Source organism: Rhodococcus ruitaii, from assembly GCF_055230935.1.
On the sequence record NZ_JBUYWC010000006.1, the window covers coordinates 167,120 to 190,008 of the forward strand.

Annotated in this window: 18 protein-coding genes and 2 tRNA genes; 11 read left to right on the forward strand and 9 right to left on the reverse strand. The window is 66.2% G+C overall.

Features of this window, described 5'->3' with window-relative positions:
* The first annotated feature begins 6 nt into the window (after positions 1–6).
* Both ACZI8W_RS09420 and ACZI8W_RS09425 read left to right on the forward strand, forming a co-directional pair.
* A tRNA-Gly gene (locus tag ACZI8W_RS09420) sits at positions 7–82 on the forward strand.
* A 16-nt stretch (positions 83–98) separates the two neighbouring features.
* Positions 99–173 (forward strand) — tRNA-Val (locus ACZI8W_RS09425).
* A 53-nt stretch (positions 174–226) separates the two neighbouring features.
* On the opposite strand, the gene ACZI8W_RS09430 is transcribed toward ACZI8W_RS09425, so the two are convergent.
* Positions 227–760 (reverse strand): 2-isopropylmalate synthase, encoded by a 534-nt coding sequence (locus ACZI8W_RS09430; RefSeq protein ID WP_463368223.1) that lies wholly within the window; start codon positions 758–760, stop codon positions 227–229.
* 382 nt (positions 761–1,142) lie between these two features.
* Between ACZI8W_RS09430 and ACZI8W_RS09435 the strand changes: the two genes are divergently transcribed.
* The gene (locus ACZI8W_RS09435; RefSeq protein ID WP_463368224.1) at positions 1,143–1,700 is read left to right on the forward strand and encodes a GNAT family N-acetyltransferase; all 558 of its coding nucleotides are present in this window, start codon (positions 1,143–1,145) and stop codon (positions 1,698–1,700) included.
* A gap of 97 nt (positions 1,701–1,797) precedes the next feature.
* Here the strand turns inward: ACZI8W_RS09435 and zapE are convergent, their stop codons facing one another.
* Complete coding sequence (zapE, locus tag ACZI8W_RS09440; protein ID WP_463368225.1) at positions 1,798–2,808, reverse strand: cell division protein ZapE; 1,011 nt, start codon at positions 2,806–2,808, stop codon at positions 1,798–1,800.
* Positions 2,809–2,983: 175 nt separating this feature from the next.
* Between zapE and ACZI8W_RS09445 the strand changes: the two genes are divergently transcribed.
* The 3 genes from ACZI8W_RS09445 (at position 2,984) to msrB (ending at position 6,389) form a co-directional block, all read left to right on the forward strand.
* Positions 2,984–4,543 (forward strand): alpha/beta hydrolase, encoded by a 1,560-nt coding sequence (locus ACZI8W_RS09445; RefSeq protein WP_463368286.1) that lies wholly within the window; start codon positions 2,984–2,986, stop codon positions 4,541–4,543.
* Positions 4,544–4,604: 61 nt separating this feature from the next.
* The gene (locus ACZI8W_RS09450; RefSeq protein WP_463368226.1) at positions 4,605–5,864 is read left to right on the forward strand and encodes a glycosyltransferase family 87 protein; all 1,260 of its coding nucleotides are present in this window, start codon (positions 4,605–4,607) and stop codon (positions 5,862–5,864) included.
* A gap of 96 nt (positions 5,865–5,960) precedes the next feature.
* Positions 5,961–6,389: a peptide-methionine (R)-S-oxide reductase MsrB gene (gene msrB, locus ACZI8W_RS09455; protein ID WP_463368227.1), complete on the forward strand. Its 429-nt coding sequence runs from the start codon at positions 5,961–5,963 to the stop codon at positions 6,387–6,389.
* Here the strand turns inward: msrB and ACZI8W_RS09460 are convergent.
* Genes ACZI8W_RS09460 through hemE form a run of 6 tightly spaced genes read right to left on the reverse strand, consistent with a single transcriptional unit; the run spans position 6,352 to position 13,934 of the window.
* Positions 6,352–7,077 (reverse strand): HAD family hydrolase, encoded by a 726-nt coding sequence (locus ACZI8W_RS09460; RefSeq protein WP_463368228.1) that lies wholly within the window; start codon positions 7,075–7,077, stop codon positions 6,352–6,354. The genes msrB and ACZI8W_RS09460 overlap by 38 nt on opposite strands.
* A 42-nt stretch (positions 7,078–7,119) precedes the next feature.
* Positions 7,120–8,394 carry a serine hydrolase domain-containing protein gene (locus ACZI8W_RS09465; RefSeq protein WP_463368229.1) on the reverse strand — a complete coding sequence of 425 codons (1,275 nt, stop codon included), beginning with the start codon at positions 8,392–8,394 and terminating at the stop codon, positions 7,120–7,122.
* A 44-nt stretch (positions 8,395–8,438) separates the two neighbouring features.
* Positions 8,439–10,727, reverse strand: a complete 2,289-nt coding sequence (locus ACZI8W_RS09470; RefSeq protein WP_463368230.1) for a molybdopterin-dependent oxidoreductase — start codon at positions 10,725–10,727, stop codon at positions 8,439–8,441.
* A gap of 53 nt (positions 10,728–10,780) precedes the next feature.
* Complete coding sequence (gene hemQ / locus ACZI8W_RS09475) at positions 10,781–11,476, reverse strand: hydrogen peroxide-dependent heme synthase (RefSeq protein WP_463368231.1); 696 nt, start codon at positions 11,474–11,476, stop codon at positions 10,781–10,783.
* 5 nt (positions 11,477–11,481) lie between these two features.
* On the reverse strand, positions 11,482–12,840 hold the full coding sequence (locus tag ACZI8W_RS09480) for a protoporphyrinogen oxidase (protein WP_463368232.1): 1,359 nt from the start codon (positions 12,838–12,840) through the stop codon (positions 11,482–11,484).
* Positions 12,837–13,934, reverse strand: coding sequence for a uroporphyrinogen decarboxylase (gene hemE / locus ACZI8W_RS09485; RefSeq protein WP_463368233.1), 1,098 nt, complete (start codon positions 13,932–13,934; stop codon positions 12,837–12,839). Before hemE ends, ACZI8W_RS09480 begins: the two co-directional genes overlap by 4 nt.
* Before the next feature lie 117 nt (positions 13,935–14,051).
* Here hemE and ACZI8W_RS09490 point away from each other — a divergent pair, with 117 nt between their 5' ends.
* The 5 genes from ACZI8W_RS09490 to ACZI8W_RS09510 all read left to right on the forward strand — a co-directional run bounded on the left by ACZI8W_RS09490 (position 14,052) and on the right by ACZI8W_RS09510 (position 20,944).
* Positions 14,052–14,627: a DUF3000 domain-containing protein gene (locus ACZI8W_RS09490; RefSeq protein ID WP_463368234.1), complete on the forward strand. Its 576-nt coding sequence runs from the start codon at positions 14,052–14,054 to the stop codon at positions 14,625–14,627.
* A gap of 10 nt (positions 14,628–14,637) precedes the next feature.
* A complete protein-coding gene (locus ACZI8W_RS09495; protein WP_463368235.1) occupies positions 14,638–15,891 on the forward strand; it encodes an HRDC domain-containing protein in 1,254 nt (417 codons plus the stop codon).
* 139 nt (positions 15,892–16,030) lie between these two features.
* Positions 16,031–17,239: a thiolase family protein gene (locus tag ACZI8W_RS09500; protein WP_463368236.1), complete on the forward strand. Its 1,209-nt coding sequence runs from the start codon at positions 16,031–16,033 to the stop codon at positions 17,237–17,239.
* A gap of 2 nt (positions 17,240–17,241) precedes the next feature.
* A complete protein-coding gene (locus ACZI8W_RS09505) occupies positions 17,242–19,350 on the forward strand; it encodes a 3-hydroxyacyl-CoA dehydrogenase NAD-binding domain-containing protein (protein WP_463368237.1) in 2,109 nt (702 codons plus the stop codon).
* 187 nt (positions 19,351–19,537) lie between these two features.
* Positions 19,538–20,944 carry a sugar porter family MFS transporter gene (locus tag ACZI8W_RS09510; RefSeq protein ID WP_463368238.1) on the forward strand — a complete coding sequence of 469 codons (1,407 nt, stop codon included), beginning with the start codon at positions 19,538–19,540 and terminating at the stop codon, positions 20,942–20,944.
* A 24-nt stretch (positions 20,945–20,968) separates the two neighbouring features.
* On the opposite strand, the gene dxs is transcribed toward ACZI8W_RS09510, so the two are convergent.
* Positions 20,969–22,882: a 1-deoxy-D-xylulose-5-phosphate synthase gene (dxs, locus tag ACZI8W_RS09515; protein WP_463368239.1), complete on the reverse strand. Its 1,914-nt coding sequence runs from the start codon at positions 22,880–22,882 to the stop codon at positions 20,969–20,971.
* Positions 22,883–22,889: the final 7 nt, after the last annotated feature.

Consider the following 22,889-nt stretch of genomic DNA (forward strand, 5'->3'; position numbering starts at 1 on the left):
GCACATGCGGATGTAGCGCAGCTGGTAGCGCATCACCTTGCCAAGGTGAGGGTCGCGGGTTCGAATCCCGTCATCCGCTCCACACCGGCGTCCAGCCGGCGCGATTAGCTCAGCGGGAGAGCGCTTCCCTGACACGGAAGAGGTCACTGGTTCAATCCCAGTATCGCGCACCAGAAATGCAGTGAAGTACCCCTTCGGATTCCGAAGGGGTACTTCGGTTTTGCGATCAGTGCGTGGCGCCGAGCCGGTTTGTACCGGCGATCATGGCGCGCAGCGCGGACTCGTTCGCAGTCTGACCAGTGCCCATGGCCCACCTCTGCCGGTCCCCCCGGCGACAAAGAAGGTACGTGGCATGCACCCCACCTTGTTCACGCTGGTCGAACGAGAGGATTTCGAGATCGAGTCCGAGATCGTGGAGCATAGCGGTCATTCCCGCCACCGGACCGTGCGCAACAGCCGACGCCGTGTGAATCGACGCATCCACCGCGAGTGTCGCCTCATAGAGGCTCCGACCCCCGCCCAGCGCGGTGGCGGTCCAGCCACCGAGACGCACGGGACCGTTCTGCGGTGCATAGATGGCAGTGAACCGTTCCCAGGTCAGACCCGCAGCGTCTGCCCGCATCAGCAGTGGCAGCCGGTCCCGCCAGGATCGCGCGGAGCGGGGAGTGTGGACCGAAGCAGACGCGCCGGAAACGGCCGACTCGGAGGTAGTGGAATCAACGGTAATGGGATCGAAAGCTGTGAAGTCGAAGGCGTTCATGGGGGTTGGTCTTCCACAAGAAGGGAGGACCGACACGTAGCTCGATGACCCGCAGCGAGGGGTCGGTCCGAATCAGACCCCGCTACGGCGGTGAACTACGAGTGCAGCCTTCATGAGCCCCAGCCTAGAACCTCGCTGTGACGAGTGCAAACCCCTACCCGAGAATCATGTGACGAAACCGTGACCGCGCGAACCTGTCCGCAACTTGGAAGCTGAGGAATCCCTCATGTATCGTGAGAGATGCCATCCCCCCCGATGGTAATGAACCCCAGCCATGACCCCCCCATCCAAGGCTGGGGTTCAGCCATATCCGGGGTGCTTTCCGAGCCGGAACACCTCAGCCGGGACACATCGCATTCGAGACTGCTGGTTCACTGGAACCATGCCGACCCCACTCGACGAAGCCACCGCCCCCGTTTCTGTGGAACGTGCGGGAATCTGGGACGCCGAGAGCATCGCCGACGTGGCAGCGGCGACATTTCCGATGGCGTGCCCACCCGATGCCACGAACGCCGACGTTGCGGCATTCATCGATGCAGCGCTCACGGCCGAGCGATTCAGCGAATACCTGACGGACCCGACACGGACAATCCTCAAGGCCTCGATCAACGGTGAGATCGTCGGGTATCTCATGGCAATCGATGCTCCGCCCGACGACCCGGACATCGCCGTAATGATCACCGCGCAGCCGCCTATCGAGATCAGCAAGTTCTATGTACGCGCAGGTCAGCATGGTACGGGCGTCTCAAAGGCACTGATGGCAGCCATCGTGGAACTCGCTCGTGCGAGCGGCCACACCGGCTTGTGGCTCGGGGTCAACAAGCAGAATGCGCGAGCCCATCGCTTTTACAGGAAGGAAGGGTTCCGCGTCGTCGGCGAGCGCACATTCGCTGTGGGTTCGCAAGTTCACAAAGACCACGTGATGCAGCGCACCCTATAGGGTGAGCCGCATCACGGTCGCAGGGGATCAGCACAGACGGAGCGTCGGAACAGCAGGGAGTCAGGGTCTGCGAACGATGCCCGCCGATCGGACCGCGTCAGGCGGGCACCTCGAAGCGCGACAGCGCAAGGAGACGCGAGGTGGCGCGCAGATACTTCTTACGGTAGCCACCGGCCAACATGTCGGGCGTGAAGATCTCGTCGAGCTTCGCGCCCGCCACCGTCACCGGCACACTTGCGTCGTAGAGTCGGTCGGCGAGGACCACCAGCCGCAGTGCAACAGACTGATCCTCAGCCGGGTGGACGCCGTTGAGGAACACCGCAGTCACACCCTCGACCAGCTTTCCGTACCGCGACGGGTGCAGCGTGCTGAGATGAGCGCACAACTCGTCGAAATCATCGAGCGTCGCGCCGGGAATCTCGTTGGCACGTTCGACGAGGACCTTTGCGTCCACCGGCTCGGGCGCCGGCGGGAGGTCGCGGTGACGGTAGTCAGGACCGTCGACGCGGAGCGTCTCGAAGATGGAGCCGAGCTTCTTGATCTCCCGAAGGAAGTCCTGCGCCGCGAATCGGCCCTCGCCGAGCTGACCGGGCAGCGTGTTCGAGGTGGCGACAATCGAGACACCGCGTGCCGACAGCTCGGTCAGGAGCCGAGACACGAGCATGGTGTCGCCGGGATCGTCGAGTTCGAACTCGTCGATGCACAGCACGCTGTGACTCGACAGTTCCTCGACGGCCTTGTTGAAGCCGAGCGCACCGACGACGTGGGTGAGTTCGACGAAGGTGCCGAATGCCTTCGGTGACGGGGCACTGTGAAAAATCGAGGCGAGCAGGTGCGTCTTGCCGACACCGAACCCCCCGTCGAGGTACAGACCGGCGCCCGTGGACGGCGCCTTGCGGCCGAACAACCCGCGCTTACCGCTGCGGATCTTCCCGACCTTCCCGGCGAACGCCCCGGCGGCGGCCACGGCAGCTGCCTGGCTCGGCTCCTGAGGATCCGGGATGTACGACGCGAAACTCACCTCGTCGAACATCGCGGGCGGCACCATTTGCGCCACCAGTTGATCTGCGGGCACCACCGGATTCCGGTCGACGAGACGTTCGTGCATTGCACCAGGATAGTGGCGGCGAATGGCACATCCAGCACAGGACGGGGTAATGGGACCTACTTCACAGACCGTTCACGGTGAGTTCACCGCGTCGGAGCACGACGGGAGTACACGTCGCCCCTCTCCGGGCGCACCGGTACGCGCCGCCGCGGCACGTACCTGGCAGGCTGTCCGCATGCGCAGAACCGGGGTGCTCGCTGTGTGTTGGGTCGCAGTTGCGTCGGCGGTCGCCGCGTGCGGAGCGGGTCCCTCGATCCGCCCCGACGTGGCAGTCGTCCAGGACGTGGGCGGTGAGCAACCGGCCGAGTCCGAAGAGACCGCCCCGGCGGCCGCCGAACTTCCGGTACCGCAGGGCGATCTCGACTGGCGCGACTGCACCGCCGAGACGATCGGTGGGTTCGCACTGCCACCGGGCCCAACCGGGCTTGTGCTCGAATGCGCACAGGTTCCCACACCGATCGACGTGACCGGCTCAGTTCCGGGGTCGTTTCCGCTCGGAGTACTCCGAGCGCGGATCGCCGATACGCCCGACGATGTTGCACCGCTGGTCGTGACAACCGGCTCCGATCTTCCGTCGAGCCGCGCGCTGGCCGCACTCGCGACGGGCCCGATGTCGGCGATCCTGACCGCTCGGCCTCTGGTCGCCGTCGACCGTCGTGGATTGGGGATGTCCCAGGAGATCGACTGCATCTTCGGGGCCGATCACCGTGCCCTTGCAGACCTCGGACAATTCGGTCGCAGCGGGGATGCGACCGAACGTGTCGCCGAACTCGGCCGGCAGGCGACCATCTCGTGCACCGACTACTTGCAGCCGCAGCAACTGTTGTTCGGTGCATCGGATGCTGCGAGCGATATCGAGCAGTTGCGCCGGGCCTGGGAGGTCGACCGGCTGGGGTTGCTCGGCATCGGCAACGGCGCAACGGTCGCGCTCGCGTACGCGGCGGCGTATCCGGGTGGTGTCGGGCGGCTGATCCTGGACTCACCTGCGGCAGCGACCGCGGATGCCGAGTTGCTCGCCGAATCCAGTGCGCGAGGCGCGGAGGCTGCTGTCGACGAGTTCTCCCGCCGTTGCGCCGCGCTGGAGTGTTCACTCGGACCGGATCCGCGCAGTGCGATCGAGGACCTCTACGGTCGCGCCGCGGACGGATTGCTCGCGCCGGTCTCGTCGAATGCGCTGCTTACGACGATCACTGCATTCCTGGGGACACCCCGCGCCGACCTGCAGGCCCGTATCCGCGAGCTGTCCGACATGCTGGCCGCGGCGCGTGACGGCGATGTCATGCCACTGCTCGAGTCCGTGGGGGCAGCGGAAGCGATGCTGTCGACCGACGGCCAGTGGGTGTCGCAGTGCAGCGACGGGCAGCGGTGGCCGACACCGATGCGCGCCGCCGAGCTACAGGAGAGCTGGTCCACGACGTACCCGTTGTTCGGTGGTGATGCCGCCGTCGCTGCGACGTCGTGTGCTGCATGGCCGAGCGTGGCACCGCCGCCGCTCCCCGCGGCCCTGGACGTACCGGTGCTCGTCACCAGTGCGGCAGCAGACCCGATCATCGGAAATGCGGGCCTGGAATCGGTCACCGGGGCATTGACCGCGAGCGGTATCCGGTGGTCAGCGCTGGCGTGGCAGGGTGCCGGATATTCGGCGACGCTCCATTCGACATGCGCGCAGAGTCGCGCCGAGGCGTATGTGGCCGACGGCGTGCTTCCGCCGAACGGGAGCCTCTGCCCGGCGTGATCTCGGGTGGGCAGCGTCCCTGGATGCGTCGGTCGGTTCGGCGGCGGTGTACCGTGCCGTAGTGTTCCTCAGGAGTCTCGAGCCCCGCACCGCCCGCACCACTGCGGAAGTGGTCAAGTGCGTCGTGTGGCCACTGGCCGTACTGACGGTGCTGCACCGGGTCGTCATCAAAGCGGTCAACAGATTCCGGACGGACGACTTCAAGCCCGTGTACGAGGCCGCCCTGGCGTTCCTCAATCGTCGCCCGGTGTACACCGCCAACTTCGATTGGGTGGATCCGCACTACCTGTATCCGCCGTCCGGGACGCTGCTCATCTCACCGATCGCCGTGCTCGATCCGGAGCGCTCCCGATGGTTGTTCATCCTCGCGAACGCCATCGCGATCCTGATCGCGCTGTACCTGCTGCTGCGGATGTTCGGGCTGCGTCTCGATTCCCCCGTTGCACCGATCCTCGTGCTCGCCGCGTTCTCCTCGGAGACGGTGACGAACACTCTCGTCTTCACCAACATCAACGGCCTCGTGTTGCTCGGCGAAGTGGCGTTCCTGATGCTGTTGCTCAAACGTCGTGACCTGTGGGCGGGAGCCGCACTCGGCCTCACCTTCGCGGTGAAACCGATTCTGGCGCCCTTGCTGTTGTTACCGCTTGTGCGAGGTCAGTGGAAGGTGTTTCTCACCGCTGCCGGTGTTCCTTTGGCACTGACGCTCATCGCGTGGCCGTTGTCTGTCGACGCGTGGCAGTTCGTCGAGCACACCGTCCCGTATCTGCTCGAGTCGCGCGACTACTTCAACAGCGCGATCGTCGGCAACGGCATGTACTACGGACTGCCGGGCTGGCTGGTCGCGGGTCTGCGGGTCGTGCTCGGGCTGATGGTCGTGGCGTCGATGTGGCTGCTGTACCGCTTCTGCCGCGACGACGAAGTGTTCTTCCTCTGCACGAGCACCGGTGTGCTTCTGGGTGCGTCGTTCCTGCTCAGCTCCCTCGGCCAGATGTACTACTCGATGATGCTGTTCCCGCTGCTCATGACCGTGCTGCTCCCGAACTCGGTGGTGAGGAACTGGCCTGCGTGGCTTGCCGTCTACGGTTTCCTCAGCTACGACTCGTGGCTGTCCGGACGCTGGGTCGAGGCCGGGCGTGCGGCCGAATACATGAAGACGACGTTCGGCTGGTCTCTGCTGCTCATCGTGGTTTTCGCGGTGCTCCTCGACCGCTACCTGGCCGCGCGCCGCGAGGGTCGCCTCGACGGTGGTATCGAGCCGTCGCATCTGTTGGTCCGGGAACCCGAGCAAGAGATTGCACCACCTCGACCGGACCGCGTGTGACTCGGTCGACCTCGTGGCCTGACTCTCCCTTGACGTACCTCATGGCCCTTGACGTACCTCATGGCACAGTCACCCACTGGCCGCTAGCGTGGATGCATGACTACCGCTCCCCGATCGGAACCCGCACCGAAGGTCACCCGCAGCGACGACGAGTGGCGCGCCGCGCTGACCCCGTCCGAGTACGCAGTGCTGCGACAGGCGGGTACCGAACGTCCGTTCATCGGTGAATACACCGACACCGAGACCGACGGTGTCTACGAGTGCCGCGCGTGCGGTGCAGAACTGTTCCGGAGCTCGGAGAAGTTCCATTCGCACTGCGGCTGGCCGTCGTTCTTCGATCCGGCCGAGTCCGATGCCGTGATCCTGCGTGCCGACGACAGCCTCGGAATGCGTCGGGTCGAGGTGCTGTGCGCGTCTTGCCACAGCCACATGGGCCATGTGTTCGAGGGCGAGGGTTATCCGACGCCCACCGATCAGCGGTACTGCATCAACTCGATCTCCCTGCGCCTGGTTCCGACGGACTGATGCCGGCTGCCGACAGTGCTCGCCACAATGCGTCGGGGCGTTCCGCGGTGGGACGAGATTCGACGAGTTGGAACGAACACCCGATTTCGCGGGCGGCGCCGTCGGCTTTCTCGCTGTCGCCGATCATGAGGGTACGGGTGGGATCCACCCCGAGGGTGTCGACGGCGTGCCGGAAGATCCCTGGTTCCGGCTTGACCGCACCCACTTCGAACGACAAGGTGAATGCCGAGACGAGGTCGTCGACTCCGAGTGCGGCGAAGGCCGGCCGGATGTCGAAGGCGATGTTGCTGAGTACCCCGATGCGGTAACCGTCCCCCGACAATGCCTCGATCACCGGGACAGTGTCGGGATAGACCGTCCAGCACGCCGGGTCCGTCATCTTTGCGTACAGACGCTGTGCCTGTACCGGATCTGCCACGCCGGATTTGCTCAGCACCGTGAGATACGCGTCCCGATGCCACGCCGGGTCGCGGTCGCGGTTGGTCCAGGCGTGATGCTCTTCTGCGTCCATCTCGACAGGTTGACCGGTCGGGACGGTGAGGCGTCGCATCAGTTCGGCCTGCCGGTGCACGTCGAACTGTGCACCTGCGCTGTCGGTGATCTGCTCCATCCAGCTGTCGTCCTCCTCGAGCCTGAACAGGGTGCCGGAGAAGTCGAACAGGACGGCGTCGAACGAGGTCGTACCCATACTTCGAAGGTTAATCTCTTCCCACCGATGCGGGCCCGGATATCAGAGTCCGTACATTTCGTCGATCAGGCCCTTCGCGATCGTCGTGGCGGGATCGCGTCCGTCGACGCCGGGTGCCAGGTTCGCCCACACGATCAGTGTGAGTCCGTTCTCCGGGTCGGATCCCATGAACGAGTTGTATCCCGGCAGCTCACCGGTGTGCCCGTACATCGGGCCCATCTTGGCGATTCCCCAGCCGTAACCTGCCGCGTCCGGCACGGACGGGTCGGTCGAGACGATACTGTCCATCCGCTGCCGTTGCAGGTCCGAGTCGAGCATCGAGCCATCCGTGAGCGCTTCGACCCACGTTGCGAGGTCGTCGGCGTTCGAGATTCCCGCCCCGGCGGCCCACGCCCACGACGGATTGGTGTTCGTGACGTCCGCCGGGGCGAGAGTGCCGTTCTTCGCTTCGGTCTGCATCTCCTCCGGCAGGGCCGGATCGGTGAGGGTGAGCATGTTGGTGCCGAAGAAATAGCCGTGAGAGTAGGGGGTGGGGAGAGCCACCTCGGTCGCGTCCGGGAACGATGAATTCGCCATCCTGGTCGACCGGAAGATCCGTTCGTCGAAGATATCCGGCAATGGCTGGCCATCGAGCTGTTCTGCGATCAAGCCGAGCAGGACGTAGTTCGTGTTCGAGTAGTGAAAGCCCTCCCCTGGCGGGAAGTACGGTGGGTGCGCGAATCCGAGCGCCAGCAACTCGTCGGGCTGCCACACTCGCTCCGGGTCGTTGTCGAGAGCCTCGTTGAGTTCCGGCGTCTCGCTGTAGTTGTACAGGCCCGAGCGCATGTTCAACAGCTGCTCGATCGTGATGTTCTCGCCGTTCGGAACATCAGGACGATGATCCGACACCGGGTCCGACAGCGACAGTGCGCCCTCGGACGCCATCTGCAGGATGACCGTCGCCGTCCAGGTCTTCGTGTTGGAGCCGACGCGGATGTGGTCGTCGACAGAGACCGGGTCGCCGCCGTCACGCTCGGTGGTTCCGTACGTCGCGGTGACGGTGCCGGACGGCGTGCGCAGCAGCGCAACCGCGCCGGGCAACAGGAATTCCTGCGCACCGGCTTCGAGCGCCGACTGCAGTTCGGCCTGGTCTACCGGGGTCGGCGCCCCGGCCGCCGGCGCTTCCGAGCCTGACGTGGCCTCCGACGTCGCGGCCGGGGCGGACGCTGCCGACGCGGCATCGTCCCCCGAATCCGCGCACGAGCCAGTGAGCAGAACCACTGCCACTGCCGCCCCAGCAGCCTGCAGTCGACGACCCCGTACCGCACGACGCTTCATGAGCACTCAGATTACTGTGACACCAGCCACATATGTGAGGTATTTCACATATTCTTCCGGATGATGGGCGGGTCGTAGGCACGGATCGGCGGGAGTTCACCGTCGAAGCGCTCTATCTCGACCAGCACGTGCTGCCCGGTGCAGCCGTGCGACAGTCGCGACGAACCCACATCCGCGGTGAGCACGTTCGGATTTCCGTGCACACACATCGACTCGGGGTCCTCGGGGTCCAAGGGGTCATACCAGGCGCCGGTCGAGAGCTGCACCACGCCGCGCAACACCCCATCGTCGAGTATCACTCCGGCGAGGCAGGCACCGCGGTCGTTGAATACGCGCACCACATCACCTTCCGAGAGGTTCCGCTCCGCGGCGTCGTCGGGATGCAGCCGGATCGGTTCACGCCCCCGAATCTTCGACGCCTGGCTGACCGCGCCGTGGTCGAGCTGGCCGTGGAGCCGGGTGCGCGGCTGATTCGCAATCAGATGGAGTGGGAACTGCTGGGCACGTGCGCCTCCGAGCCACTCTTGCGGCTCGTACCACGTCGGATGGCCGGCGCAGTCGTCGTATCCGAAACTGTCGATGTCGGCGGAGAATATCTCGATACGGCCGCTCGGGGTCCGAAGCGGGTCGCGTTGCGGGTCGTCGCGGAACTCCTCGAACAGCGTCAGGTCGTCCTCGGTCCGCATCCGCACGTGACCGCGACGCCAGAACTCGTCGAACTCGGGCGGGTCCTCCACCCTGGCAGGATCGGCGAGGACGAATCCGCGCCACTGCGCGTAGAGATACTCGAGCCACTCCTGCGCGCTGCGCTTCTCGGTGAACCGGTCGCCGAAACCGAGCCGGTAGGCGAGCGCCGAGAAGGTGTCGTAGTCGTCGCGGGCGTCCTCGAATCGGGGCACCGCCGCCTGCATCGCGACCAGCAATGGATCGCTGCGCGTGCAGGTCAGGTCGTTGCGTTCGAGGGTCGTGGTGGAGGGAACGACGATGTCGGCGTGCTTGGCCATCGGGGTCCAGTACGGATCGTGGACGACGATCGTGTCGGGACGTCCCAGTGCGCGCCGGAGCCGGCCGATGTCCTGATGGTGGTGGAACGGATTTCCACCCGCCCAGTAGACGAGCCGAATGTCGGGGAACGTGTACTGGGCGCCGTCGTAATCGAACGTCTCCCCCGGCCTCAGCAACAGATCGGAGATCGCGGCCACCGGGATGAACGCGTCCACGTCGTTGTTGCCCTGAAACAGGGTGGGCAGCGGATACGGTACCGGTGCGGTGCCCGGTTCGTTCATCGATCCGTACCCGTGGCCGAATCCCCCGCCCGGGACCCCGATCTGCCCGAGCATGGCGGCCAACGTGATTCCGGCCCACGGAGCCTGCTCGCCGTGCCGTACCCGCTGCAGCGACCACGACACCGTCACCAACGTGCGTGAGGATGCCATTCGCCGTGCGAGATCGGTCAAGGTGTGCGCGGACAGGCCCGACAGCTGCGCCGCCCACTGCGGCGATTTCGGGATCCCGTCGGCGCGACCGAGCAGATAGTCCTCGAACTTGTCGTAGCCCGTGCAGTAGCGGTCGAGGAAGTGTCGGTCGGCGAGGCCCTCGGTGGCGAGGACATGGGCCAACGCAAGCATGACCGCGACATCACTCCCGGGCCGCGGTGCGAGCCACTCGCACTCTCCGTGTGTGTCGTCGCGCAGCGGGCTGACCGACACGATACGGCCCCCACGAGCGCGCATCCGGTCGAGCGCATCGCGGGTGGGGTGGTCGCTGTTCCCACCGTCGTTGATGGAGGTGTTCTTGACGGGGACACCGCCGAAGCACACGAAAAGTTCGGTGTGCCGCGCGATGAGATCCCAGTTGGTCGACCGCGCGAACAGCTTCCAGTGGGTTCCGACGACACGGGGCAAGACCACACCGGTCGCGCCGAGCGAATAGCTGTGCACCGACCGCGTGTATCCGCCGAACATCTTGAGAAAGCGGTGCACCTGGCTCTGCGCGTGATGGAACCGTCCGGGCGCCGACCAGCCGTAGGAGCCACCGAAGAGTGAACGATTCCCGTAGCGATCGACGACTCGGCGCAGCTCACGTGCAAGCCGTTCGGTCAGTTCGTCCCACGACACGGCGACGAACTCGTCGTTTCCGCGGCGTGTGGTGGGCCCGGGCCCGCTCTCGAGCCACCCGCGGCGGACCACCGGCCCGGCGATGCGTGCCCGGTGCCGCACCGAACCGGGCACGTTTCCGAGGAGGGGTGACGGGTCGCGGTCGCCGGCGTACGGCTGCACATCGACGACCTCTCCGCCGTCCACCTGTGCCGAGAACATCCCCCAGTGGGCCATCTGCGAATACCTCGCATCGGCCGTTCCGGAGTGCCGCGACCCGCCGGGCATGGTCAGGGTAGCGAGATGATCAGCGACTCGGGTGCCACGCGGGGACCCGAGAAGAACGGGGTCTCCTCACGGACGTGTCGCCGGGCCTCGGTGGCACGCAGATCACGCATCAGATCGACGATCCGATCAAGGGCAGGAGCTTCGAACGCGAGAATCCACTCGTAATCGCCGAGCGCGAACGCGGGCACCGTATTCGCACGTACCTCCGGGTACGGGCGAGCTTCCTTGCCGTGGTCGGCGAGCATCTTACGACGGTCGGCGTCGGGAAGCAGGTACCAGTCGTATGACCGCACGAACGGGTACACGCAGATGTAGTCACCCGGCTCCTCCCCCGCGACGAACGCCGGAAGGTGGCTCTTGTTGAACTCCGCCGGCCGGTGCAGCGCGGTGTTCGACCACACGGCGGTACTCGCGCGCCCGAGGACCGTGGTGCGACGGAAGTCCGCGTAGAACTTCTGCAGATCCTCGATGTGCTCGGCGTGGGTCCAGATCATGAAGTCGGCGTCGGCGCGCATCCCCGCAATATCGTAGATCCCGCGCACGATGACGTCGGTGCCCTCGAACGAAGCCAGGAACTTCTGGAAGTCCTCGATCGCCTCCGTCCGTTCTTCGCCGAGCGCACCCGGCCTGACCTGGAACACCGACCACATCGCGTAGCGAAGTGTGGAATTGAGCTTGTCGAAATCGAGACGTGCCATGCTTCTCATCCTGCCACTCGGGTCGTGAGCCGTGCTGCGGCCTTTGTGCCTGATTCGACACATGCCGGGACACCCACTCCGTGCAGCATCGCACCGGCCACGGCGATTCCGTCGATTCCGTCGATTTCCCGCTCGAACGCCGCCACGATCTCGGTGTGTCCGGACCGGTATTGGGGTAGGCCGCCGTGCCACCGCTGCACGAAGGCCGCCGCGGGTTCATCGGTGACGCCGGTGACGGTGCCGAGGTCGGCGCGAGCAAGGGTGATCAGCTGCTCGTCGGATGCGTCGACAAGCCTGTCGTCGCCGAATCTGCCGAACGAGGCACGCACGAGAGCCACGTCGCGTTCGGCGAGGTGCGGCCATTTTCGCCCCGACAGGGTGAACGCCTTGGCTGACAGTTGCTCTCCGGTAGCGACGAGGATGCCCGAGTTCTGCGGTAACGCTATGGAAGGCGGCAACGCGAGCGACACGGTCACCGACGACGCGAGGGGAATTTCGGCGGCATGCGCCGCGGCGGCCGGGACCACTCCGGCCAGTAGCGCCGTCGCGTCCGGTGCAGGTACCGCGACGATCACGCCGTCGACATCACCGACCGGATCGAGTGCCCAGCGCTCCCCGGTGCGACGCAGGTTCGAGGCGACGGTGCTGTAGCGGATCTCGGCCCCGGCTGCCTTCTCGAGCGCGTCGAGGAGCACTCCGTAGCCGCCGCGCAAGGTGCCGAACACCGGCTGGTCGGATGGAGCCGGGAGCGCTCGCGCGACTGCCTGCGTCAGGCTCGCGGCACCCTCGTCGAGTGCACGCGCGAGGGTCGGCACCGTGGCCCGCACTCCCGCTGTATCGGACAATCCCGAATAAACGCCACCGAGCAGCGGGTCGACGCTGCGGCGGACCACCTGCTCGCCGAACCGCGACCCCACCAGCTCCGCAACCGACATGTCCCTGTCGCGGTCCCAGTGCAACGGAACCTCGGGCTCCCCTTCGATGCGGGTGAGGGTGGCGGCGTCGACGAGCCCGTCGAGTGACCGGGCGTCGACGGGGATCCCCATCAGGGTTCCGGTGGGCATGGGGTGCAGTACTCCGCCGGCGTAGACGAGGGGGCGCGCCCCCGACGGGTGGACGAGCTGACCGGTGAGTCCGAGTTCGGCGAGCAGCGCGGGTACCTCGGGCCGCCTGCCGATGAACGCCTCGGCGCCGACGTCGACGGGGCCACCTGCCAGCGACACCGTGCGAAGCTTGCCGCCGAGTCGGTCCGATCGTTCGAGCAGCACGATGCGAGCGTCCGGACCACACGCGGCCCGCAGCCGGTATGCCGCGACAAGCCCGGTGATCCCACCGCCGACAACCGCGAAGGTGGGTCCGTTCACAGCGAATGCACCAGCTCGACCACCTGAGTGAGGATGGCCGGATCGGTGTCGGGGAGCACGCCGTGACCGAGGTTGAATATGTGACCCGTCGCGCCGGAAGCGAGGGCACGGTCGGCGGAGGCGATCACGCGGCGGACCTCGGAATCGACGACGTCCCATCCCGCGAACAACAGCGCCGGGTCGAGATTGCCTTGCAGGGCTCTGCCCGCGCCGACCCGCTCTGCCGCAACGTCGAGCGGCACTCGCCAGTCGACCCCCACGACGTCCGCGCCGACTTCGCCCATCGCGCCGAGGAGTTCGCCCGTTCCGACACCGAAGTGGATTCGGGGAACGCCGGAGGACGCGATCTCGGCGAACACCCGCTGGGAGTGCGGCATGACGAATTCCCGGTAGTCGGCAAGCGAGAGTGCGCCCGCCCACGAATCGAAGAGTTGGACGGCATCGACACCCGCTTCGAGTTGTGCGCGCAGAAACACGATGGCGACGTCGGTGAGACGGCCGAGCAGGGCGTGCCAGGTTTTCGGGTCCGCGTGCATGAGCGCCTTGGTGCGTTCGTGATTGCGGCTCGGTCCGCCCTCGACGAGGTACGACGCGAGAGTGAACGGTGCGCCGGCGAATCCGATCAGCGGTGTGTCGCCCAATTCGCAGGTCAACAGGGCCACTGCACGCGCAACAGCACCGACCTCGTCCTGTTGGAGATGCGGTAGCGCAGTGACATCTGCAGCAGTGCGGATGGGGTTCGCGACGACGGGGCCGGTGCCGGCGACGATGTCGAGGTCGATTCCCGCTGCCTTGAGGGGCACGACGATGTCGGAGAACAGGATGGCGGCGTCGACCCTGTGCCGTCGCACCGGTTGCAGGGTGATCTCACACACCAACTCGGGGTCGAAGCAGGATTCGAGCATGCCGATACCGGTGCGGATCTCACGATATTCGGGCAGCGAGCGTCCGGCCTGGCGCATGAACCAAACCGGCCGCTGCGCCGGTTGCTCGCCACGCGCCGCGGCGAGTAGCGGAGCATGCGGGAGAGCCCGCCGCGTGGGGTACTGCGTGGCCGCAGCGGAGCCGACGTTCGTGTTCTCCAAGCCGGTCATCGATCCTCGTTCTTCCGAAAGGCACGGGTCGGTGCCCATGCTGCCACGCGTGTCCGGTTCGCTGGAATCGGCGCGCCTCCCGCGTGTGCTCCGTCACCGGCACTAACGTCCGCTGGCGTGACCACCTCGCCTGCCGAGCCGGCCCGTTTTCGTGCTGCTGTCGATGCGATGAGCGCGGCCACTGTGCGCCCGGAGATCGAGGTCGAGCCGATCCGGCCGCCACAGCGACTCGCTCCGTTCAGTTTTGCACTCGGCGCGGAGGTGCTTCACCCCGACGAGATCGACGTTCCGGAAGAGTCCGAGGGCGACGCATTCGGGCGGCTGATTCTGCTGTACGACCCCGACGGCGACGAGGCCTGGCACGGGACCACCCGTCTCGTCTCGTACATCCAGGCCGATGTCGATGCAACCCTGGCCGCCGACCCATTGCTGCCCGAGGTGGCGTGGAGCTGGCTCGTCGATGCGCTCGAGGCCCATCACGAGCCCCTCACCGCCCTCGGGGGCACGGTCACCTCGACGAGTTCGGTGCGATTCGGCGACATCGCTGGTCCGGCGCGGGCACATCAACTGGAATTGCGCGCATCGTGGACGCCGACTTCCGAGGCACTCGGCCTTCACGTCGAGGCATTCTGCGAGGTCCTCGCATATGCGGCGGGGCTGCCGCCGGCCGGGGTCGCCCGCTTGCAGCGATAGAGTCACGGCCATGCCGGCAGGAAACGATCACGACCCGATCCCCTCGGACGACGCGTCCACTGTGCCGTTGCTGGCCCCGCGCGACGGTGTCCCCGACGTCGTCACCACGGCAGCCGGTGCGGAGGAGGCCGCCGCACTCCTGGCGCGAGGTCACGGTCCGCTTGCGGTCGACGCCGAACGTGCCTCGGGCTATCGGTACTCCGCACGCGCTTACCTCATCCAGCTGCGCCGTGACGGAGCGGGCACAGTCCTGCTCGATCCCATCCCGACCGCCGGAGCACTCGGGTCCCTCGCATCGGTGCTCAACGAACTCGAGTGGGTTCTGCATTCGGCCGACCAGGACCTGCCTGGACTGGAGGAACTCGGGCTGCGTCCGCGGATGCTCTACGACACCGAACTTGCCGGCCGGCTCGCGGGGTTTCCCCGGGTCGGGTTGGCCGCGATCGTTGCGCAGACACTCGGGCTCGAACTGAAGAAGGGGCACGGCGCCGCCGACTGGTCGAAGCGCCCATTACCCGAGTCGTGGCTCAATTACGCCGCGCTCGATGTCGAGATCCTCGTCGAGCTCCGCGCCGAGATGGTCGCCGAATTGGACCGGCAGGGGAAATCGGAGTGGGCCGCGCAGGAGTTCGAACACATCCGGCTCGCGGGTCCGCCGAAACCGAAGCCGGATCGGTGGCGTCGCACCTCGGGTGTCCATGCCATCAAGAACACCCGAAAGCTGGCGATCGTTCGAGAATTGTGGTCGACGCGAGACGGCATCGCTGCCCGCCGCGACATCGCACCCGGCCGGATCCTTCCGGATTCCGCGATCGTCGCAGCGGCGCAAGCTGTTCCACGGACGATCACGGATCTGCGCGAGCTACCCGTCTTCGGTGGACCGCGTCAACGCCGCTCATCTCGAGTGTGGCTCTCGGCGATCGAACACGCACGCGCCCTGCCGGACTCGGAGCTTCCGCCGCTGACACAGACGTTCGACGGACCGCCTCCCGCAGGGCGCTGGTCGCGTCACCATCCTGAGGCCGCCGCTCGCCTCGCAGCCGCTCGTACCGAACTCTCCGCCTTGAGCGAGGAGGTCTCGATTCCGGTCGAGAATCTCGTGAGCCCGGAACTCGTCCGGCGCCTGAGCTGGGAGTGGGATCTCGCTGCGACCGCCGACGCGGTCGGCTACATCGACTCCGTGTTCACCGCCGGTGGTGCGCGTCCGTGGCAGCGGGAGCTGACGATCCCCCGGCTCGCGAAGGCGCTCACGAACGAGAAGTAGAACACTGCGCCCACGCAAGTTACTGGCCGGTAATACGCGTGTAGGGTGGTGACGAGGTCGGTCACCTCTCGGTGTCCGGTCCGTATCGCCTCGCCGCGGAACGTGTCGGCGAGGACACCGCTCCACCGGGAGGAAAAGCGTGGCTTCCACCACCTCGAACCACCGCAACGTCGTCTTCGTCGACGGCATACGTACCCCGTTCGGCAAGGCGGGCCCGAAAGGCATCTACGCCGACACCCGCGCCGACGATCTCGTCGTCAAGGCCATCCGGGAACTGATGCGCCGCAACCCCCAGCTCGACCCCAGCCGCATCGACGAGGTCGCCGTCGCAGCGACCACACAGACCGGCGACCAGGGATTGACGATCGGTCGCACCTCCGCGATTCTCGCCGGACTTCCCGAAACCGTGCCCGGCTTCGCCATCGATCGCATGTGCGCCGGCGCGATGACCGCCGTGACCACCACCGCATCGGGAATCGGGTTCGGTCAGTACGACGTCGCCATCGCCGGTGGCGTCGAGCACATGGGCCGCCACCCCATGGGTGAGGGCGCCGACCCCAACCCCCGCTTCCTCGCCGACAAACTCGTCGACCCGAGCGCGCTCGTCATGGGCAACACCGCCGAGAACCTGCACGACCGGTTCCCCAGCATCACCAAGGCCCGCACCGACGCCTACGCGGTGAACAGCCAGAACAAGTACGACGCCGCCAAGAAGGCCGGCTGGATCGCCGACACCCTCGTGCCCGTCGCGACTCGCTCGAACTCCGGATGGGGCCTGGCCACCGAGGACGAACCACCCCGACCCGGAACGACGATCGAGGACCTCACGAAGCTCAAGACCCCGTTCCGGCCGGCCGGCCGGATCACCGCGGGCAACGCCGCGGGTCTCAACGACGGTGCCACCGCAGCGATCCTCGCGGGGGAAGACACCGCACGGGAACTCGGCCTGCCGATCGGGATGCGCATGGTCGGCTTCGCCTTCCAGGGTGTCGACCCCGCCGTCATGGGCATCGGTCCGGTTCCGGCGACCGAGAAAGTACTGGCCCGCACCGGTCTGAGCATCGACGACATCGGCCTGTTCGAGATCAACGAGGCGTTCGCCGTGCAAGTGCTCGCGTTCCTCGAGCACTACGGCATCGCGGACGACGACCCCCGCGTCAACCAGTGGGGCGGCGCGATCGCCTGCGGCCACCCGCTCGCATCGTCGGGTGTACGCCTGATGACCCAGCTCTCCCACCAGTTCGCGCAGCATCCCGAGGTGCGCTACGGACTGACCACGATGTGCATCGGTCTCGGCATGGGTGGCACCGTGATCTGGGAGAACCCGAACTTCGAGGGAGACAAGTAGTCATGACCGATCTTTCGTCCCTGTTCGCCGACGAGGTCGTGACGAACGCCTACACCACGTTCGTATCCGTGCCCGGACTCGACGGGCAGATCGCCCTGATCACCCTCGACAACGGATTCGATCACACCAAACCCAACTCGTTCGGTCCCGCCGGTCTGGCAGCGTTCAGCGCTGCGCTCGACGAGGCGTTCGCCGCCGACCCCGCAGCCGTCGCCGTCACCGGCAAGCCGTTCATCTTCGCTGCCGGTGCCGACCTCAAGGGTGTCCCGGCGGTTACCGAGCACGCGCAAGGCGTCGAGCTCGGCAAGCTCGGGCACGATGTGTTCAGGAAGCTGCGTGAGTCGTCGATCCCGACGTTCGCATTCGTGAACGGCCTGGCGCTCGGCGGCGGACTCGAAGTGGGTCTGCACGCGCACTACCGCACCGTCGCGGACAATGTTCCGGCCCTGGGCCTGCCCGAGACCATGCTCGGGCTCGTCCCCGGATGGGGCGGCACCCAGTTGCTGCCGAACATCGTCGGCCCGGATCACGCGGTCACCCTCATCCTCGAGAACCCCCTCAACAACGGGCGCACCATACGCGCACCGCAGGCGAAGAAGCTCGGCTACGCCGACGAGGTCTTCGGCTCTGCGGACTTCCTCGAGCAGTCACTCGCCTGGGCGGCGCAGGTGATCTCCGGCGCGATCACCCCGGCACGCCCCGAGATCGACCGCGGCGCAGGCTGGGATGCCGCGATTGCACGAGCGAAAGCACTGGTCGACGGTAAGACCCGCGGGTTCGCTCCCGCCGCTCTGCGTGCGATCGAGCTGCTCCAGCTCGCCCGCGGCACCGATATCTCGGACTCCGTGTCCCTCGATGCCGGTTTCGCCGCCGAGGACGAAGCACTTGCGGATCTGCTGCTGACCGATGAGCTGCGCGCGGGCCTGTACTCGTTCGATCTCGTCAACAAGCGCGCCAAGCGTCCGGCGGGTGCCCCGGACAAGTCGCTCGCCCGGACGATCACCGGTGTGGGCGTCGTCGGTGCCGGACTGATGGCCAGCCAGCTCGCGCTGCTGTTCGTGCGGCAGTTGAAGGTACCGGTGATCCTCACCGACATCGATCAGGAACGCATCGACAAGGGTGTGGGCTATGTGCACACCGAGATCGACAAGCTGCAGGGGAAGGGACGTCTCTCCCCCGACGCGGCGAATCGTCTCAAGTCCCTCGTGTCCGGTTCTCTCGACAAGGCTGCGTTCGCGAAGACGGATTTCGTCATCGAAGCCGTCTTCGAGAACATTGAGGTCAAGAAGAACGTCTTCGCCGAACTCGAACAGCACGTCTCGCCCGAGACGATCCTCGCGACCAACACGTCGTCCCTGTCGATCACCGAAATGGCCGCTGATCTGCAGCACCCGGAGCGGGTCGTGGGCTTCCACTTCTTCAACCCCGTCGCGGTGCTGCCACTCCTCGAGGTGATCAAGGGCGAGAAGACCGACGACGCGACCCTCGCGACGGCCTTCGCCACCGCGAAGTCGCTGAAGAAGTCGGCGGTGTTGTGCGGCGACAAGCCCGGTTTCGTGTTCAACCGCCTGGTCACCCGCACGCTCGGTGAGGTCATGGCCGCGGTGGACGAGGGCACCCCGTTCGACGTGGCGGACAACGCCGTCGGTGCGTTGGGCATGCCGATGTCACCGTTCACGCTGCTCGCCCTCGTCGGTCCTGCCATCGCGCTGCACACCGGTGAGACACTCCAGGCCGTCTACCCGGATCGCTTCGTCTCCTCCGCCGGCCTCGAGGCACTCGTTGCGGCGAAGAAACCCGGTGTGTGGTCCTACGAGGGCGGCGCGCAGGTCGTCGACCCCGAAGTCGCAGCACTGTGGCCGCAGGGTGACACTCCGTCGACCGCCGAGGAGGTACTCGACCGCACCCGCCGTGCGTTCGCCGAGGAGATCCGCATCATGCTCGACGAGGGAGTTGTCGCGGCTGCCGAGGACATCGACCTGTGCCTGATCCTCGGAGGCGGCTTCGCGTTCTGGAACGGCGGTATCACCCCGTACCTCGATCGCACCGGCGCATCCGACGCGGTCAACGGACAGCGCTTCCTGGCCCCGGGAGTCGCCAGCGTGTCCTGACGTTTCCGGCAATCGGGGCGTCGCAATCGGCCGAAACGCGGGCGTGTCACCGATCGGTGACACGCCCGCGTTTCGCGATCTTGCCGCGGGACAGGTGCACCGGGGACTAGCGTAAATCCGTCCGACACTGTGCGGGACGAGCATCCGCCGGTGACCGGTACCCACGGGAGAGCAGGTGTGAGAGGACATGCCCCAGCCCACGCAGCCCTCGAGCGGGCACGCCGCCAAAGTCATCGCCGTCACCGTCGCCGCCGCGGTCGGCGGCTTCCTCTTCGGTTTCGACAGTTCGGTCATCAACGGGGCCGTCGATTCCATCCAGGGACATTTCGAGCTCGGTTCGTTCTTCACGGGATTTGCTGTCGCCATCGCACTGCTCGGATGTGCTGCCGGTGCGTGGTTCGCCGGCCAGCTCGCCGATCGGTGGGGCCGCAAGAAGGTCATGCTGCTGGGTTCGGCGCTCTTCACGATCTCGTCGATCGGTTCGGGGCTCGCGTTCAGCGTGCCGGACCTGATGTTGTGGCGCGTGATCGGCGGTCTCGGCATCGGTATCGCGTCCGTCATCGCTCCCACGTACATCTCGGAGATCGCACCGGCGCGCTACCGCGGCAGTCTGGCATCACTGCAACAGCTCGCGATCACATTGGGTATCTTCTCCGCACTGCTGTCCGACGCGATCCTGCAGAATGCTGCGGGCGGCGCCTCCAACGAATTGTGGTGGACCCTCGAGGCCTGGCGATGGATGTTCCTTGTGGGCGTGGTTCCCGCCCTCGTCTACGGCGTATTGGCCCTGATGATCCCGGAGTCGCCGCGCTTCCTGGTCGGTAAGGACCTCGACGACGAGGCCGCCCAGGTTCTCGCCAATGTCACCGGCGATCTCCACCCGGACGAACGTGTCGCCGAGATCCGGCTGACGCTGCGCAGAGAGTCTGCACGATCGTGGGATGACATTCGCGGACCGACATTCGGATTACAACCTCTGGTGTGGGTCGGCATCACAATGGCGATCTTCCAGCAGTTCGTCGGTATCAACGCCATCTTCTACTACTCGACGACCCTGTGGAAATCAGTGGGGTTCAGCGAGAACCAGTCGTTCACGACCTCCGTGATCACCGCCGTCATCAACGTGGTGATGACATTCGTCGCGATCCTGTTCGTCGACAAGATCGGGCGGCGCCCCTTGCTGATGGTGGGGTCGATCGGGATGTTCGTGAGCCTCCTCCTCGCCGCCGTTGCGTTCTCGCAGGCCACCGGGAGCGGCGACGACCTCGAGTTGCCCGCCCCCTGGGGCACGGTCGCCCTCATCGGCGCAAACGCGTTCGTGGTGTTCTTCGCCGCCACGTGGGGGCCGATCATGTGGGTGATGCTCGGCGAGATGTTCCCCAACCGGATGCGCGCCTTGGCGTTGGGCTTGAGCACCGCCGCCAACTGGATCGCGAACTTCACGGTGACACTGGCGTTCCCCCCACTCACCGAGTCGGTGGGGCTGTGGTTCCTCTACGGACTGTTCGCGTTCTTCGCACTGCTGTCGTTCTTCTTCGTCAGGTCGAAGATCCCCGAAACCAAGGGCATGGAACTCGAGGACATGCACAGCTGACACCGTGGTGGGTGATCCTCCGGCTCAGCGCTGTGCGATCGTCTCCGAAGCATCGCTGCCATCGAGGCCCACGACCCAGCCCGTGACCTGACGCGCGACATCCTGCGCAGTCAGGCCGAGCTGCTGATGGATCTCGCCCCGTGACGCGTGGTCGAGGAACTGCTGGGGCACCGCGAGCTCCCGGGCAGGCACGTCGATGTCGTTGCGCCGCAGTGCCGACGACACCGCCGATCCGACCCCACCGTGCACGCCGCCGTCTTCGACGGTGACAACGAGCCGGAATCCGGCCGCGAGGTCGATCATCGCCTCGGGCACCGGAAGCACCCACCGCGGGTCGACGACGGCGGCAGTGATGCCTTGTTTGGCGAGGCGGTCGGCAGCGTCGAGCGTCAGAGATGCAAACACCCCGACTGCGATGAACAGGACATCGCCTTTCCGTGCGTCTGACATCCGCAACACATCGAGAGTGCCGCCTAGTCGTTCGATCGCCGGAATGTTTTCTCCGACAGCACCTTTCGGAAATCTGATTACCGTCGGGCCGTCGTCGACGCCGAGGGCTTCACCGAGTTCTTCACGGAGCGTGGCACCGTCGCGCGGCGCCGCCACACGGATTCCGGGAACGATACCGAGAAGTGACATGTCCCACACACCGTTGTGGCTTGCACCATCGGTACCCGTGACGCCGGCTCGATCGAGAACCAACGTCACGGGCTGTTTCAGCAGTGCCACGTCCATGAGAAGCTGGTCGAATGCCCGGTTGAGGAACGTCGAATACACCGCGACGACGGGATGCATACCACCGAGGGCCAGACCTGCGGCGGAGGTCACGGCGTGCTGCTCGGCGATCCCCACGTCGAAGGTGCGATCGGGGAAGCGGTCGGCGAACTTTGCGAGCCCGGTGGGACCGGCCATCGCGGCAGTGATCGCGACGATGTCGTCGCGGTCCTCGGCGCGAGCGATGAGTTCGTCCGAGAACACAGAAGTCCAGTCCGGTTTCGACGACGCGGTTGCGCGTCCCGTACGCGGATCCATCACGCCGGTGGCGTGCATCTGGTCGGCCTGGTGATTCTCGGCAGGTGCGTACCCCGCACCCTTCCTGGTCACCGCATGCACGATCACCGGTCCGCCGTACGCCTTCGCGCGCCGGAGAGCCGCTTCGAGGGCGGGCTCGTCGTGGCCATCGACCGGTCCGAGATACTTGATCCCGAGATCGGTGAACAACACTTGCGGACTTACCGCATCCTTGATCCCGGTCTTCATCCCGTGCAACACGGAGTACGCCGCGGCTCCGAGCCACGGGATCTTCTTGACCATGCGGCGGCCGCTGTCGAGTGCACGCTCATAGCCCGGCCGCAGGCGCAACGCCGCCAAGTGCTCTGCGAGACCACCGATCGTCGGTGCGTACGAGCGGCCGTTGTCGTTGACCACCATCACAAGTGATCGTGTGACACCGGCAGCGATGTTGTTGAGCGCCTCCCAGCACATTCCGCCCGTGAGGGCACCGTCGCCGACAACCGCGACGACCGTGCGCTCCTGCCCGCTGAGCTCGTATGCCTTCGCGAGACCGTCGGCATAGGACAGCGCGGCGGACGCGTGCGACGACTCGATCCAGTCGTGCTCGCTCTCGGCCCGGCACGGGTACCCCGAGAGACCACCGCGCTGCCGCAACGTGTCGAAGTCGTCCTTGCGGCCGGTGAGGATCTTGTGGACGTAGGCCTGATGGCCGGTGTCGAACAGGATCGGATCCTGCGGAGAGTCGAACACCCGATGGAGCGCGAGCGTCAGCTCGACCACACCGAGGTTCGGGCCGAGGTGTCCCCCGGTTGCCGCCACCTTCTCGACGAGGAAGCCACGGATCTCACCTGCGAGTTGCGTGACCTCGCTCGGCGAGAGACGACGCACATCGTCGGGTGACTGGATGCGGGACAGGACACCCAACTGATCT